This window comes from Neglectibacter sp. CSJ-5, from assembly GCF_032490475.1.
Taxonomy (GTDB): domain Bacteria; phylum Bacillota; class Clostridia; order Oscillospirales; family Acutalibacteraceae; genus Hominenteromicrobium; species Hominenteromicrobium mulieris.
On record NZ_JAVYJC010000012.1, the window covers coordinates 12,926 to 27,486 of the forward strand.

The following is a 14,561-nucleotide window of genomic DNA, read 5'->3' on the forward strand; positions in this document are numbered from 1 at the left end:
ACCCTCCTTTTTATTCCTCCAGCGAGCCGCGAATCAGTATCGGGCAAATGTTTTTGATCTGTGCCTTTAGCTGCTCATTGATTTTTTTGCGGGCGTTATATACGGTGTGCATTTCGGCGATAGACTTCTGCACGCCTATATTGGGAATTGGGATTTGAACATCGCACATATCCTCCCAGTTAAATGTTTCTCTCGCCGAGCCCCAAGAATGAAAGCGTGCATATCTGTCAAACTCAGCCCGCAAAAAGAACAAAAACAGATATTGTGGAATCAAGTACTTTTTATTGGTTTCAAACACCGTAGAAATTGAGGAAACTAAATATGTTTTTGGTGATGAGTTTATGGCAAGTGATATCTTGTCCCCACGGCGGGAAGTGTCTGAAATAAAGGCAATCTCGTTAGGTTTAACAATCTTGTAGTTGCCAAGAGGGACACCATCCATGTTCGCTTTTGTATCAATAAGCTCCTTACCCGTGGATATTCCCCTTACAGAATCGACATTTAAACCAACCTCGTTTTTAATATTGCGCTCTATAATGTACTTTCCAATTTTTTCGCACGGCAGTTTTCTCCGCAAATCTTCGATATATCCGTCGCAAGTGAGCTTCAAATCCTCCAAGCCGCGCTCGTATGCCTGCTGGTTGGCGACCATGGCATTGTAGATATCAACATATTTCTGCTGCACACAGAGTAAGGGCAACTCCACCTCCACCTCGCAAAGATCCTCCCAGTTGTAGAATTCAGTTGAACTCCCCCATGAATTTGTAATGACATAACGATCAAACTCAGCACGGTTAAAGAACATATACAGCCATTCGGAAGAAAGCTCCGTTCGCGCTTCCTCTCTAATACGGAATACCACATAATCTTCCGTGCAAATAACAGGCTTATTACTATCGTTGTAGGCAATGCTGAATTTGCTTCCGTTTCTGGAAGTCCTATGATTGAATACGAATTCATCTGGATATACGATTTGAAATTTGCTAAGGTCTCGACCATTGAGGTCTGCCTTTGTTGGCATTAACTGTTTCAAATTATTGACGCCACGAACAGACTCCATGTCAAATGAATAATCGACATTTGTAATCTCGCGCAACTCAATATACTTACCAAGTTTACATTTACTCAATCCCATAGCCGATCCCCCTGAACGCATCCTCCAGCATTTTCTGGGACTGCTTTTCCTGCGCCAGCACCTCACGCATTTCCTGTTGGATGCGTGCCATTTCCGCAGGGAAGTCGATCTCCAGATCATGGTCGATAAACTCGATATACTTGCTGGGGATAAGGCTCCAGCCCTGCTTTTCGATCTCATCCATCCCCACGCTGCGGTAAAGCTCCGGCACGGCATAATCTGTGCCGTCCGTCCCCTCATTCTGCCACGTGTGATAAATGTCGGCAGCGTGCCGGATCTGCGCTTCATTCAAAAGTACTTTCTTTTTACCCTCGCCTTTCACGGGGTTTTCCGTCCATGTGCGCAGATCCATAAACAGGATCTCATGCTCCCGGTTGCGAAGCATCCGTTCGTGATACTTCCCGCCCTTTTTGTTCTGGTTCAGTATCCAGAGCGTGACACTGATATCGGTGGTGATAAACAGTTCCCGAGGAAGAATGACAATGGCTTCCACCTTATCATTCTGAATCAGTTTTTTGCGAATCTCTAAAGTGTCACTGTCGCCCAACGCACCGTTCGCCAGCAGGAAGCCCGCAACGCCGTCCGCGGCCTTCAAATGTGAAAGCATATGCAGAATCCAAGCGTAGTTGGCGTTGCTCTCCGGCGGTGTGGCATAGTCTGCCCAGCGGGAGTCGTTTTTCAGATTTTCATCGTACCAGCCCTTGAGGTTAAAAGGCGGATTGGCCATGATGTAATTGAAATACAGGCCCTTATGCAGGTCATGGGTAAAGGAAGAGTCTGCTTCACCGCCAAGATGATGGCTGATGCCGCGCAGGGCAAGGTTCATCTTTGCAAGTCGATAGGTGGCGGGCTCTTTTTCCTGACCGTATACATTGATGCCGCTGATATCGCCCTTTTTCGCCTTGACAAGGTCAGCACTCTGAATAAACATACCACCGGAGCCGCAGCAGGGGTCGTACAAGGTGCCGTCAAAGGGCTCGATCATGGCAGCGATCAGTTGAACGGCATCGTGGGGTGTATAGAACTCCCCCTCCTCCTTTGTGGCATTGACGGCAAACTCCTTGAGGAAATATTCGTACACACGTCCAATCAGGTCTTTCTCTTCGCCAAACGCCTTATGACTGATTTTGTTGACCTCATCAACCACCTTCTTGATGTCATTCGGTGCAAGGTTTCGAGTGGTAAATGTCCCCTCCACGAAGCAGCCACGAAGTTGCTTGCTGCTGGTGGCAATGCTGTGCAGTGCCGTATCAAGCGCAACATTGAGCTTCGGTGCAGGCGTGTTGATGATAGTAGACCAACGTGCCTCCGGCGGGAGATTATAGGTGCCGTCCGTGAAAGTGGCATCATCAAAGAACGCCGCGAAGATTTCAGGATCATCCGGGTCAAGCCCCTGTGCAATCAAATCCTCGCGGAGCTTTGCTACGCCATCCTCAAATTTTTCTCCGATAAAACGCAGAAATACGAGGGTCAGCATCATGTCGCGCTTTTCAAAGAAAGAGCCGGAATTGCGTGCCGCACGCAAAATATCTCTGCATTTGAACAGAATCGAGTCCAAATTAATTGTTTCTTCAATCTTTTTCTTAGCCATGTAATAATCCCTTTCTATTCTTCAGCCATCAGATGTTCTCTTGGCGTATCGTATTTATTCCCAGCAACCTTTTCAGCACATTCATAATCTGCTCGTATTCTATATCTGCTGCATAGGCAAATTGTTTGCGGTACCTCTCCCACATTGTCTTGAGTTCAGGGCTTTCTTCGATGTTCTGAAGAATGCCGGGAACATCCTCGATCTGTCGAGTCGTGCCGCGGTGATTTGCGGTTGCCTTTAGTGCATCCTCAAACACTGCGTTGTCGAATTTCTGTGTGGTGGTCAGTATGTAGGCATCGTAAAAATCTCTGGGACGGGTATTGAATACGCCGCGTCGCAAAATGGTCTCCACCTTTTCCGCCATAACGGTTTCAATGTTATATGCCCACAACTCATATGTTTTCTCGTCATCGAAAATCTCGGAGAAGTTGTACTGTACCGCATGGGGCGTAATCGCATCGCCGGTAGATACATCCATGCTGAGCGGCGTAATGATCGTATCAAACCGTGCCTTCAGCATAACACGGTATCCCCCGTATATATCGTCTTCGCGGATGGGTAAAATGGTACCGATCTCAAACGAAACGCCATCGTCAAAGGGGCTGTTGCAGATATTGTCCAGTGTACTGCGGATCGCTTCCGGCGTAAGCGGCAAGTTTTTGAGTGTGGTATCCATATCCATAGTCGCGCGGTTGTCCAGCCCCACCATAGCGGCCACCAGCATACCGCCCTTCAACACGAATTTATCTTTATATTTTGAAGCAGACAAACGCACAAGGAGGCGTTCAAACATATAGTTCTGCAAAATGACCTGCGCCGGAATGTTTTTCTGTTTTGCGATATTTCTGATTTTCGCCTTCAAGCTCATCGCATTACTCATAGAAGCACCTCCAAATACTGCCGCAGAACATTAGCCACCCGCATTTTCTTTGCATAATCGCTCAGCTTGTTCAGATCTTTTTTAGGGTTTACCGCATACAGTTTCAATGCGGCGTGGAATGTTTCTGTCCCAAGCTTGTTGCGGCTACGAATGACATCGCAGATGGTGCGCTCCAGATCATACGCGGGGACCTTGTTCCCGGCAGGTGTTTTCAGCATTGTTTTACCGAGTACAAACAATTCAGGCTTGATATAATACACCTTACATTCCGACTTAATTGCCGCGGACGGAATACAGCCGGACGGCGCTGTAACCGTATGTTCAAATGGTGTACGGTCAGAGATACCGTGAAGGTAAAGAGCGGTTTCGTGAGAAAAAATAATCCTGTCGGAACGGTTGCTGATGGCCAGCAGTTCGTCCTGCATATCATCAGGAAAAATGTATTGTCCCTTCACGATACGATGGATTTTGTTTTCTTTGCACAGTTTGCAAAGCATCGCTTTTGAGATGCCTATCTGCGCCGCTATTTTTGTTTCGATGATTCCGCCATGCGCTTTGGCAATGGTGGAGAGTTCCGTCATGTAATCCATGCTCTCACCTCGGCTACGATAATCCTATAATATTATACTTATTATTACGATGAAAGTCAACCCACTTTGAGTGCCAATCGAAAAATATTCATGATAAAATTACGACGAAAGTCAACAGCGTTTCTCTCGCAGGGCGCAGATGCTTTCCCTTATTTCGGTGCGCATTCCCTTAAAATATCGCCCGAATTACGGGAATGCAATGGCTGTTACTGGTGTTCCTTGTCTGTGACATCACACATTTCGCGTTGCTATCCTCCCAGAAAACCACTTGCACACCCCTGCTCTTAGAGTTACAATGCAGGTAATCCAAAACGATTCCCGCTGAGGGCAGGCGAAAGTTCACCGAAAGGAGCAACTGACATGGATAAAGAGCGTATGGCAGCGTTAGAGGAAATTGAATCTCATGGTGCCGAGAACGGCTGGGTTGCCCCGATGACAGCGGAAGACAGGGAGTTCTTTGCATATTTTCGCTCGGTGTTTAAGCGCTACAATATTTCGCTCTCAAAGGCAACGCGGCTGGAGTATGATTTTGTGACGCGAGTTGCGGAGAGTGAGTTCTATCTCCAGAAGGTAAATGCGTGATGCTATTCTTTGTCTATAGCGCCGCAGCTTCTGAGCCGTCACCCCCGCAGAAACCTCTTGCATAACTGCCTGTCCAGAGTTACAATACAGACCACACAGCAACGCAAAACGCTTCCCGTCCGGCATCGGTGAATCTTCACCGGAAACCGGGCGGGAAGCGTTTTTGACCACATAGATTACCACATACGGCGCTGGAACACCCGGAAACAGTGGAGATAAGAGCGTCAAAGAGTAAGTAAAACAAATTAAAAAGCGCCGAAAACCGCTATAAACGAGCGGAAAAAGTATTCCCGATAAGTTTGGGACCAAGATGCCGCAGGTTCGAATCCTGTCACCTCGACCAAACGAAAGGACTTTGCAAATTGCAGAGTCCTTTTTCGTTAAAGCCCGCAGATTTTCTGAGTCTGCGGGCTTTGCTTAATCTTTTACAATCGTCAATTTGACAGCGCCTTTTGCAAATTACGCCTCCAAATACCGTTTCAGTGCGTCCATGCGACGCTCGGCTTCCTGACGGCCTTCCTTGTACAGCGCTTTTAATTTCGCCGTGTCCTTTTCCGTGTGCGAAACGTTCACGGGTCCCTGCGGGCGAATAACGAAAATGCGGCCTTCTTTCTCTAAGCGGTCGATCTCCCTTTGCTGGGCGTCGTAGCGCGTCGGAACGGCGTACAGCGCACTCAAAAACTTCGGGAAATGCCGGAAATACTTCGCATACAAACGCAGCATAGAGGGCTTTGTGTAAAGCTTGCGGTAGCCCTGCTGGCGCGTTAAGACCAGCACGATCTTCTCAAAGCCGTCATCGATGGCCTTTTGGTACGGAATTGCCATGGCACAGCCGCCGTCCAGGTACAGCTCGCCGTTCATCTTCACGGCTTTCGAGAGCATCGGCATACTGCTGCTGGCGCGAATAGCTGCCAAAATGTCCGAATAAGAACTTTTTTCAAAGTATTCCGCCTCGCCGGTTCTTAGGTTCGTCGCCACGGCGGTAAAATGCTGCGGCGATTTATAAAACGTGTCAAAATCCATCGGCAGAATGCTGCGTGACAAATCGTTAAATAAAAAGTCAAAGTTAAAGATCTCGTGGTGTAAGATGAGATTGTTCACACCAAGATACCGCTTGTCGTTCACGTAGTCGATGTTAAGCTTTGCGGAACGCCCCGGCTGGCGGGAAACGTAGTTCACGCCGGTCAAAGAGCCTGCGGACACACCGGTCACATCGGAGAAATATAAGTTGTGCTCCATGAAGACGTCCAAAACGCCGGAGGTAAAGAGCGAGCGCAGAGAGCCGCCCTCCAAAATTAAAGCACCGTTTTGCATTTTTAATTCGTCCATCACGTTTTCCTCCTTGACATATAAAGTGATATGTAAGTCTAAGTTTGCGCTTTTTCTTATTATAGCAAAACGCCCGATGCCTTTCAATGGAAAAAGAAGAAAAAAGCGCGCAAAACGGGGAAAAATCAGAATCGCACTTGCACACTTTTCATTTCTGCGTTAAAATAGGCAGAGCGAAAATAACGGAAAAGAAATGAGGATAAAATTTTGAGGATCCGAAAGAAAAAGTGGGCGCGCCCGGAACTTGACGCGTGCCCGTTTTATGTGCACGAGCCGAAAACCGCCGCCGGAACATGGGGCGAGCGCTTTAAAAAGCAGCAGCCCATCCATTTAGATCTCGGCTGCGGCAAATGCACGTTTTTGGCAAAGCTTGCGCACCGAGAAAAAGACGTAAATTTCATCGGCATCGACATCAGTGAAGATATTTTGGGCGTCGCCCGCCGCAACATGGAAGCGGAGTTCGGCGAGGAGCCCGTGGAAAACGTAAATCTGCTTTCGTATAACATTGAAAAGCTCGATACGCTTTTTGCGCCCGATGAAAAAGCTGCACGAATTTATGTAAACTTCTGCAACCCGTGGCAGAAAGCCGGCGACCACAAGCGCCGCCTGACCCACACCCGCCAGCTGAATACCTACAAAAAGGTGCTCGCACCCGGCGGCGAGCTGTGGTTCAAAACCGACAACACCGACCTGTACCTTGCAACGCAGCGCTATTTAGCGGAAGCCGGTTTTGAAATTCTCTGCAAAACGGACGACCTGCACAGCGAAGACGCGCCGGGCAACATTCAGTCCGAGCACGAGGTGATGTTCACCGCAGAGGGCATCAAGACAAAAGCCATTATCGCCCGTTGGAACGGCGAGCCGGAAACGCCCGAAAGAGTTTCCACAGAGCAGGCAGAAAAAGTGGAAAACACAGCCGAGTAATTCACCTGTTTGGCGATAAAAAACAAGAAAGAGGTAAAAAATTATGTCAACCAAAGTCAAAAACCAGAAGCCGCTCATTATTGCGGCCATCGTGTTCGTTGTGCTCGTCGTCGCAGGCGTTGTCATCTGGCAGGTCACGGCGCCGAAGGGCACCGCAGGCGCTAAAGCCTACACGCTCACCGTTATCGATGCCGACGGCAAAGAGACCGTGCATAATCTCAACACGGACGAAGAAATGCTCGGCGCCGCTTTGCAGGATGCCGGCCTTATCGAAGGCGAAGAGAGCGAATACGGCCTGTTCGTCACAAAAGTGGACGGCATTGAAGCCGACAGCGCGAATCAGGAGTGGTGGTGTCTGACAATCAACGGTGAAATGGCCTCCACGGGCGTTGATTCCACCCCGGTCGAAGACGGCGGCAAGTACGAATTCACGCTCACGGTGGGGTATTGATTTGCGCTTAAAACACGTGGCACTCAGCGGCATTCTGGGCGCGCTGATGTTTGTTTCGCAAGTGGTACTTGCCCCTTTGCCAAACGTGGAGCTTGCCTCATCGCTCACGGTACTGTTCACCCTTGCGCTCGGGCCATACGTGGGTTATACGCTCGCCGTATTCGTGCTGCTTGAGGGGTTACTGTACGGTTTTGGACTGTGGTGGTTTTCGTACCTCTATATCTGGGCGATTTTGGCCGTCGCCGCTTGGCTGTTCCGTAAAATGGAAAGCCGCCTCGGCTGGGGGCTTCTGTGCGGGTTTTACGGGTTGATTTTCGGTACGCTCACCGCGATACCCGTGCTCATTTTAAGCGGCCCCGCGGCAACGCTGGCGTATATCATCAGCGGCATCCCGTTCGACCTTATCCACGGTGTCTCGAACTTTCTCCTTGCCTTTTTGCTCCTGCCTACCCTCCGTCGCATCTTAGCGCGCCTGACGAGATCGCTGAACATGGGCACACTGTATTTTGAATAATTATACGCAAAAAGCACGCAGGTTTTGAAACACTGCGTGCTTTTGCTTTTGAAATCTTGAATTTACGCTCTGGTCAGGTCAAACCGTTTGATGAGGCGCATGGGATAGGTGTAGATCTCCAGCGCGGTAACTTCGGCTTGGGTGAAAACATCATTTTGGAAGACGAGCTCGAGCGCGTCCTGCAGCTCCGTGATGCGCACAACGCTGAGCGTACAGTGGATGACGGGCTTGTCCTCCGAAACGGCGGAGAAGCTGCCGATGCCTTTGCAGAACGACTCGTATTTTTCGTGGAATGCATAGTAAAAATCGACAAAAGGCTTTGCGTGCACCGGGTTCAGGCACAGCACGGCGGTTTCGCGGTGCGTGGCATACGGCGGCAGAAGGCTCACAGAGCCGAACGCCAGCTTTTGGCGCGTGTGCTCGCGGACGAACTCCCCTGTCCAGTCACAGAGCGCTTCGGCATCGAGATCTTCATACGCCGCAAGCGTGATATGCGGCGGCCACTCGGAAGATGCATAGCCCGCGTTTGTCATCTCGCGGCGCAGCGCAATCAGTTTTTCTTCTGTATTTTTATCAAAACGGGCAAGCACAACGTATCGGTTCATCGATCATAGCTCCTTTCAAGGCTTCTGTTATCCGAACAGGCGCTTTAGGTGTTCGGCGGAAAAAATGGGGTCTTTGTGCAGGGCATCGAGTGCCATTTCCATGTTTTCGGCGCTGTATTCCACCTGCTTGGAGTAGTCTTTCGTGCAGACGATGCGGTCCCACGGGGTGAATTCGCCGGTATCACGCAGGCACTTTGTGTTCATCAGGCAGATAAACCACACACTCACAGCGCAAAAGCCCACGCGCGCCGCGATGCGGCCGTCGGTCACACCGTGTGCAAAATGGCGGTACAGGAAATACACAAGCAGGTTTTCGTAGCCGCCATCAATATCGTCGAGATTCGCCTGCAAGCCGTTATCCTCCAAAAGCTGCACGTAATCGGGCCACGTTTCGTCGTAGGGCTCCATTTCGGTCATCATGTCAAACAGCGCGGCGCGGGTATCGGTCTCGTCGGTCGTATCGCGTTCGGCAGGCGACATATTGCCGAACAGCGTTTTCTGCGCCTGCACGCCGAAATCGAGCAGGCGGTGCATGCGCACGCGCAGCGGCAGAGAGCGGTCCTGCACGATGGCAAATGCTTCGTCCCGCAGATGAAACACAAGCGGATCCTCCGGCGCATTCGGCAGCTCACCGACGTTCGTCGTGATAAACGTGACGGGATTTTTCTGCTCAAACAGCAGTCTGCATGCCTCTTCACAGCAAAGGCCCACGCCCATTTCCACGCGGCCGCCGAGCTCCTCATAAAAGCGTGGGTGTTCACGGCAAATCTCGCACAAAGCATCATCGCCAAGCTTTAAGATAAGCTCGCAGAGGTTGTCGTCATCGAGGAACGGGCAACGCTCGTTTTCGCCGAGGCGGAAGCACACCGTGCCGTCCGGCAGGTCGCACAGCTCTTCGCGCAGGCGGTCGCCGAGCTCTCCTTCTAAATTTTCGTAATATTCAACGGTATCGGGGTCAACGTCGATTTCCCAGCCGGCGCAGCAGGTATCGGAACATGCGGCGGCCGTGCAGTGAAACGCGTCGTAAAAATTCGGTTTGATAAATTTCATTTTGCTTTTATGTACTTTACTTCTCTTTCTCATCGGTTTCAGTCGGCGCTGCATCGGGCTTTGGCAGCGTGACTTTTCTTTCAAATACAGGCTTCATGTGCGTGGTGAAGATGCGGCGCTCCGGTTCCGGCAGTGCATTCCCCGCTTCCACGCGCTCAATCAAGAGCTTAGCGGCTGTCTCGGAAAAATCGATCGTAGACGGCAGATACTGCATGGAGTAGCCGAAATTCGGCAGCGTGTTGTCATCGTCAAGGCCGGTCAGGTACACGTCCTCCGGCACGCGCAGTCCTGCAGAATGCAGCGCTTGCAGCATGGTATAATCCCAGCCGCGCACAAAGTTGATGATCGCCTTCGGCGGGACATCCCGACGGGCAACGTCATGCAAAAACGCATTCAGCGGTTTCGTATCTTCAATCGGCGCAAGAAAAATATTCTCCTGCGGCACCGTAACGCCGAACTCCTTGCAGGCGTCACGGAAGCCGCGCAGACGGTCGCAACCCGGTCTGTATATGGGCGGGTCTGCCATATATGCAATATTGCGGTAGCCGCGCGCGAGCACGTCTTTTGTAACCTCATAACAAGCGGTATAGTTATCGATATACACGCCGTCGCAGTGGATTCCTTCAATCTCACGGTCTACGCACACAACGGGCGTGCCTGTGCTGCGGATGTGGTCGAGATACTCCTTGTTGCTACCCTCGTCGCCGTCCACGGGCACGATGAGCAGCGCGGCGATCTTATACGAAAGCAGATCGTCAATGAGCTCTTTTTCGCGCTTTAAGCTTTCGTCGGAATTACACAGCAGAAGACGGTAACCGTACCGCTCCATAATGCGGTCTGCAATGTAATACATCTGGCTGAAAAACGGTGCAAAGATCTGCGGCACGATCACGCCGATCATGCGCGAACGGCTTTTGGAAAGACACACTGCAATAGCGCTGGGCGAATAATGCAGCGCTTCCATGGCTTCTTCCACGCGGCGGCGGGCGTCTTCGCCCACGTAGCCATTGTTGTTGAGCACACGGGACACCGTGGACTGCGAAACCCCGGCGGCCTTTGCCACGTCCCGTATGGTGGCCTTTTTCATATTCTTTTCTTCCATAACTTCTTTGCACGGCAGTGCCGTGCGTTCTCCCCTTCGAAAAATGATACAGGTAAGGTATGCGGCCTCCGTGCCGCATTTTGGGTGTTTCCTGCTGAAATACTCTAAAATAATATTGTAAGTTTTTTTAAACGGATTGTCAATAAATCCGGCGCAGAAACTGCTTGCATATGGGCAAAATGTTTGCAAAAAGAAAAATTTTTCATAGGATTTCGCATGGCAGCTCACGCCATGTGTAAACTTTGTATGACAGGGCACAAAAACGTTTGACTTTTCACCGAAACTTGGGTATGATAAAGGTAATCAAAATCGCCCAAAGTGAGACAGTGTACGGTCTCTTTCAGAATGTTGGCGAACCGGAAAGGATGGTTTATCATGAAGTGTTTGAACAAGGTGCTCACCATTATCGGCTGCATCACCGCTGCCGTTGCCGTTGTTACCGCCGCTTTTGCCGTGCTGAACTATTTCAAGGAAAAGAAAGAAAATGCCGAGCTGGAAGCGTATCTTGAAGGTTCCATCCAGTAACGACCAAACCGATGTAAAAATAAGCGCCGCGGAGTTTCATTTCTCCGCGGCGCTTGTTTTTTACGCACTCACATTCAAAAACGAATCATTATTCATTGTCACACCTATGCAAAACCTCAAGATAATCAAACCCGAGCTTTGCGATAAATTCCGCCTGCTCGATCGGCATACACACACCAAACCGCATGGCAACCCCTCCAAAGTCTTTTTCTCATTGTAGCCCGCGCACGCGGAAAAAGCAAGGAAAACACTTGCAAACGCGCATAAGTTTTTCTATAATAGAGGCAAATAGACTTCATTCGGGAGGCTTGTTGTATGGAAAAAATCAAACTTGGCAAAAGCGGGCTTTTGGTGCCGCCCATAGCCCTCGGCTGCATGCGTCTTGCGGACGCAGAGCGCAAACAGGCAGATGCATTTCTGCACACCGCGTTGGAGCTTGGACTCAACTTTTTCGACCACGCCGATATTTACGGCGGCGGTGCATGCGAGCGTGTGTTCGGCGAGATGATAAAGGACGCGGGCGTTCGCCGCGAAGATCTTATCATTCAGTCGAAATGTGCCATTGTGCCCGGCAAAATGTACGATTTTTCAAAGGAACACATTTTGTCTGCCGTAGACGGCAGTTTAAAGCGCCTTGGCACGGATTATCTTGACGTTTTGCTTCTGCACCGTCCGGACGCTTTAATGGAGCCGGAAGAAGTAGCGGAAGCCTTTGACGAGCTTGAAAAGAGCGGCAAGGTGCGCCACTTCGGCGTCTCCAACGAAGACCCGTACACGATGGAGCTTTTGCAGAGTGCTTTGCATCAATCGATCTGCGCAAACCAGTTGCAAATGAGCCTGACGAATGCCACGATGATCGCGCAGCCGATGAATACAAACATCTGCGACGGCTTAAACCCGGTGCTCGATAACGGCGTGTTGAACTACTGCCGCCTGCACAACATCACCATTCAGACGTGGTCGCCGTTCCAGTACGGCTTCTTCGAGGGCGTTTTCATCGGCAGTGAAAAATACCCGAAGCTAAACGCAAAGCTCGACGAGCTGGCGGAAAAATACAATGTGACAAACACCGCCATCGCGCTTGCGTGGATTCTGCGTCACCCTGCAAAAATGCAGGCCGTCACGGGCACCATCAATCCAAAGCGCCTGCGCGACTGCGCCGCCGCGCTTGACATTACGCTTGCGCGCGAAGACTGGTACGCACTGTACCTTGCAGCGGGCTACCGTCTGCCGTAAACTTTCGCTTGACAAATGCACCGCGCTCCCGTAAAATATGGATATAAAAGGGAGTAGCAAACAGGAACATCTGTAATGTATGCGTCAGCACGACGGTTTCCCCCGTCCGTATACGTTGTAATCTGCGAGACTTTTATCATGCCGCGGCAGGATAGAAGTCTCTTTTTTATTTTCTTTCGGAGACAAGGATTTTGCAAAGGCGGCAAAAACATCCGAGAGGAAGGTATAAAATGAACTTTTTAAGCGAGCTTTTCGCGAACGTGGGCAATGTGACGTGGCAGCACGCGGTAATGTGGTGCATAGGCGGCGTGCTCATCTACCTTGCCATCGCGAAAAAAATGGAACCTGCGCTGCTTTTGCCCATCGGCTTCGGTACAATCCTTGTCAATCTGCCGCTTTCCGGCGCGGTGACGCAGGGCGAAGAAGTGGGCGTACTGACGTTATTATTTGACAGCGGCATTGCAAATGAGCTTTTCCCGCTGCTTCTCTTCATCGGCATCGGCGCGATGATTGACTTTGAGCCGCTGCTCTCAAACCCGAAGCTGTTTTTATTCGGCGCGGCGGCCCAGTTCGGCATTTTCTTCACGCTGAGCATGGCGCGGCTGTTTAACTTTGACCTGCACGACGCCGCCTCCATCGCGATCATCGGCGCGGCGGACGGCCCGACCTCCATTTTTGTCGCGAACGTCTTAAATTCGCAGTATATCGGCGCCATCACCGTGGCGGCATATTCGTATATGGCACTTGTGCCCATTGTGCAGCCGCCGGTCATCCGCCTGCTGACGACCAAAACCGAGCGGCGCATCCGCATGGCGTACACGCCCGGCTCTGTCTCAAAAACGACCAAAATTCTGTTTCCTGTTCTCATCACGGCTGTCGTCGGCATTGTGTCCAATCGCTCGGCGGCGCTTATCGGCTTTTTGATGTTCGGCAATCTGCTGCGCGAGTGCGGCGTGTTAAACAGCCTGTCGGATGCCGCGCAGAACGTGCTGTCCAACTTGATCACCCTGATTCTCGGCATCACGATCACCGCACATATGACAGCGGCGGAATTTTTGCGCGTGGACACGCTGCTTATTTTGGGACTGGGTCTCATTGCATTCGTGTTTGACACCGTAGGCGGTGTACTGTTTGCGAAAATCATGAACCTGTTTGTTAAGAATAAAGTCAACCCCATGATCGGCGCGGCGGGCATTTCGGCGTTTCCGATGTCCGCACGCATTATCCAGAAAATGGGACAGCAGGAAGACCCGCAGAACTTCCTTTTGATGCACGCCGTAGGCGCCAATGTCTCCGGTCAGATCGCGTCTGTCATCGCAGGCGGCATCATCTTAAACATGATCCATTAAGGAGGATAACGTATGTTCAATGTTCCCGCATTTTTAGACAGCTTACAGTATATGGCAAAAGGCATGACCGGCGTTTTCCTTGTCATTGCCGCAATCATTTTGAGCATTTACCTCTTAAACCGTGTGTTTAAGGCAAAGTAAAACTTATCAGGAGCGCGAAAGATAAGTTTGTCCTCATTGGCTTCAAAGAAGCCGAGTGGACGAAAAGGATGAAAGAGGGATGCGTGCTGTCAGACAAAATTCCTTTTTCGAACCATGAGCAAGCGCCGCAGAGTTCCCGTTCTCTGCGGCGCTTGTTTTTTACGTTTTTTCTTTCGGCTTTGCGATGGCGGCCATCAGGCAGCTGAAGAAGACGGCTGCGGCAATGCCGGCGGCGCCGGCGGTAATTCCGCCCGTGAATACGCCGAGAATGCCCTTTTCTTTTACGGCGGCTTTTACGCCCTCGCTTAACAGATATCCGAAGCCGCTCAGCGGCACGGTGGCGCCGCAGCCCGCGAAATTCACGAGCGGTGCATACCACCCGAGCGCACCCAAAATCACACCGCCCGTGACGTAGGCCACCATGATTCTGGCCGGGGTGAGCTTTGTCAGATCGATCAAAAGCTGACCGATCACACAGATTGCCCCGCCGACCGCAAACGCCCTTACATATTCCATGTGAAAATCCACGCCTTTCGTTTTATACGTTTTCTTTGGGT

General features: G+C 50.7%; 17 protein-coding genes. 8 read left to right on the forward strand and 9 right to left on the reverse strand.

Annotation, left to right across the window (positions count from 1 at the left end; genetic code table 11):
• Window positions 1–10: 10 nt before the first annotated feature.
• Genes R2K26_RS14915 through R2K26_RS14930 form a run of 4 tightly spaced genes read right to left on the reverse strand, consistent with a single transcriptional unit; the run spans window position 11 to window position 4,196 of the window.
• Complete coding sequence (locus R2K26_RS14915) at window positions 11–1,135, reverse strand: restriction endonuclease subunit S (RefSeq protein WP_316523341.1); 1,125 nt, start codon at window positions 1,133–1,135, stop codon at window positions 11–13.
• Window positions 1,122–2,726 carry an N-6 DNA methylase gene (locus R2K26_RS14920; RefSeq protein WP_316523342.1) on the reverse strand — a complete coding sequence of 535 codons (1,605 nt, stop codon included), beginning with the start codon at window positions 2,724–2,726 and terminating at the stop codon, window positions 1,122–1,124. The genes R2K26_RS14915 and R2K26_RS14920 overlap by 14 nt, the downstream gene beginning before the upstream one ends.
• 28 nt (window positions 2,727–2,754) lie before the next feature.
• Window positions 2,755–3,606, reverse strand: coding sequence for a nucleotidyl transferase AbiEii/AbiGii toxin family protein (locus R2K26_RS14925; RefSeq protein ID WP_316523343.1), 852 nt, complete (start codon window positions 3,604–3,606; stop codon window positions 2,755–2,757).
• Window positions 3,603–4,196: a hypothetical protein gene (locus R2K26_RS14930; RefSeq protein WP_316523344.1), complete on the reverse strand. Its 594-nt coding sequence runs from the start codon at window positions 4,194–4,196 to the stop codon at window positions 3,603–3,605. The genes R2K26_RS14925 and R2K26_RS14930 overlap by 4 nt, the downstream gene beginning before the upstream one ends.
• A 360-nt stretch (window positions 4,197–4,556) precedes the next feature.
• Here R2K26_RS14930 and R2K26_RS14935 point away from each other — a divergent pair, with 360 nt between their 5' ends.
• Complete coding sequence (locus R2K26_RS14935; protein ID WP_316523345.1) at window positions 4,557–4,778, forward strand: hypothetical protein; 222 nt, start codon at window positions 4,557–4,559, stop codon at window positions 4,776–4,778.
• A gap of 459 nt (window positions 4,779–5,237) precedes the next feature.
• Here the strand turns inward: R2K26_RS14935 and R2K26_RS14940 are convergent, their stop codons facing one another.
• On the reverse strand, window positions 5,238–6,107 hold the full coding sequence (locus tag R2K26_RS14940) for a patatin family protein (RefSeq protein ID WP_316523346.1): 870 nt from the start codon (window positions 6,105–6,107) through the stop codon (window positions 5,238–5,240).
• Between the two features lie 207 nt (window positions 6,108–6,314).
• Here R2K26_RS14940 and trmB point away from each other — a divergent pair, with 207 nt between their 5' ends.
• Genes trmB through R2K26_RS14955 form a run of 3 tightly spaced genes read left to right on the forward strand, consistent with a single transcriptional unit; the run spans window position 6,315 to window position 7,996 of the window.
• Window positions 6,315–7,031, forward strand: coding sequence for a tRNA (guanosine(46)-N7)-methyltransferase TrmB (trmB, locus tag R2K26_RS14945; RefSeq protein WP_316523347.1), 717 nt, complete (start codon window positions 6,315–6,317; stop codon window positions 7,029–7,031).
• A 43-nt stretch (window positions 7,032–7,074) separates the two neighbouring features.
• Window positions 7,075–7,482 carry a DUF4430 domain-containing protein gene (locus tag R2K26_RS14950; protein WP_316523348.1) on the forward strand — a complete coding sequence of 136 codons (408 nt, stop codon included), beginning with the start codon at window positions 7,075–7,077 and terminating at the stop codon, window positions 7,480–7,482.
• A gap of 1 nt (window position 7,483) precedes the next feature.
• Window positions 7,484–7,996: a hypothetical protein gene (locus tag R2K26_RS14955; protein ID WP_316523349.1), complete on the forward strand. Its 513-nt coding sequence runs from the start codon at window positions 7,484–7,486 to the stop codon at window positions 7,994–7,996.
• Between the two features lie 62 nt (window positions 7,997–8,058).
• Here the strand turns inward: R2K26_RS14955 and R2K26_RS14960 are convergent, their stop codons facing one another.
• The 3 genes from R2K26_RS14960 to R2K26_RS14970 are packed head-to-tail and all read right to left on the reverse strand — an operon-like array spanning window position 8,059 to window position 10,738.
• Complete coding sequence (locus R2K26_RS14960) at window positions 8,059–8,601, reverse strand: hypothetical protein (RefSeq protein WP_316523350.1); 543 nt, start codon at window positions 8,599–8,601, stop codon at window positions 8,059–8,061.
• 27 nt (window positions 8,602–8,628) lie between these two features.
• Entirely contained in the window at window positions 8,629–9,651 is a 1,023-nt protein-coding gene (gene fliB / locus R2K26_RS14965; RefSeq protein WP_316523351.1) for a flagellin lysine-N-methylase, read from the reverse strand.
• A 16-nt stretch (window positions 9,652–9,667) separates the two neighbouring features.
• Window positions 9,668–10,738 carry a LacI family DNA-binding transcriptional regulator gene (locus R2K26_RS14970; protein ID WP_316523352.1) on the reverse strand — a complete coding sequence of 357 codons (1,071 nt, stop codon included), beginning with the start codon at window positions 10,736–10,738 and terminating at the stop codon, window positions 9,668–9,670.
• Window positions 10,739–11,128: 390 nt separating this feature from the next.
• Between R2K26_RS14970 and R2K26_RS14975 the strand changes: the two genes are divergently transcribed.
• From R2K26_RS14975 to R2K26_RS14990, 4 genes are all read left to right on the forward strand, one after another.
• The gene (locus tag R2K26_RS14975) at window positions 11,129–11,278 is read left to right on the forward strand and encodes a hypothetical protein (RefSeq protein WP_176820446.1); all 150 of its coding nucleotides are present in this window, start codon (window positions 11,129–11,131) and stop codon (window positions 11,276–11,278) included.
• Window positions 11,279–11,593: 315 nt separating this feature from the next.
• Window positions 11,594–12,514, forward strand: coding sequence for an aldo/keto reductase (locus R2K26_RS14980; RefSeq protein WP_316523353.1), 921 nt, complete (start codon window positions 11,594–11,596; stop codon window positions 12,512–12,514).
• A 230-nt stretch (window positions 12,515–12,744) separates the two neighbouring features.
• Complete coding sequence (locus R2K26_RS14985) at window positions 12,745–13,863, forward strand: sodium ion-translocating decarboxylase subunit beta (RefSeq protein ID WP_176820978.1); 1,119 nt, start codon at window positions 12,745–12,747, stop codon at window positions 13,861–13,863.
• Between the two features lie 12 nt (window positions 13,864–13,875).
• Window positions 13,876–14,004, forward strand: a complete 129-nt coding sequence (locus R2K26_RS14990) for an oxaloacetate decarboxylase (protein WP_176820979.1) — start codon at window positions 13,876–13,878, stop codon at window positions 14,002–14,004.
• 159 nt (window positions 14,005–14,163) lie between these two features.
• On the opposite strand, the gene spoVAE is transcribed toward R2K26_RS14990, so the two are convergent.
• Window positions 14,164–14,520 carry a stage V sporulation protein AE gene (spoVAE, locus tag R2K26_RS14995; protein ID WP_316523354.1) on the reverse strand — a complete coding sequence of 119 codons (357 nt, stop codon included), beginning with the start codon at window positions 14,518–14,520 and terminating at the stop codon, window positions 14,164–14,166.
• Window positions 14,521–14,561: the final 41 nt, after the last annotated feature.